The organism is Mesorhizobium sp. M4B.F.Ca.ET.143.01.1.1 (assembly GCF_004792275.1).
Lineage (GTDB): Bacteria > Pseudomonadota > Alphaproteobacteria > Rhizobiales > Rhizobiaceae > Mesorhizobium > Mesorhizobium abyssinicae.
In genome coordinates this window covers 1-321 of sequence record NZ_SRSR01000234.1, presented here as the reverse complement: position 1 = coordinate 321, position 321 = coordinate 1, and the positions used below count along the sequence as shown (strand labels likewise).

The following is a 321-nucleotide window of genomic DNA, read 5'->3' as shown; positions in this document are numbered from 1 at the left end:
GACCTCGAACCGTCAGCGGTCCGCCGCCTCGAGCTGGACGCGGCCGACGCCGTCGTCGTCGGCTTCCTCAACCGCCAGTCCACCCAGCACGCGCGCTTCATGGTGCGGCGGCTGAAGCGCATCAAGGCCAAGCTGCGCGTCGGCATCGTCTTCTGGTCGGAGGTCGGCAATGGCGATGGCGAAGCGGCGGCCGAACTGGCCGGCACCCTCAATGCCGACTTCGTCGCCTTCGGCATGGTCGATGCGGTGACCGGCGCGCTTTCCAACAAGCCCGCCGTCATGCTGAAGCCCGCCCACCGCCGCCGTCGCCAGCCGGCGCGC

The 321-nt window shown here is 70.7% G+C and carries 1 pseudogene; it reads left to right on the top strand.

Annotation, left to right across the window (positions count from 1 at the left end):
* Window positions 1–321 (top strand): annotated as a pseudogene (locus EN786_RS36785) (AI-2E family transporter); the annotation flags it as partial.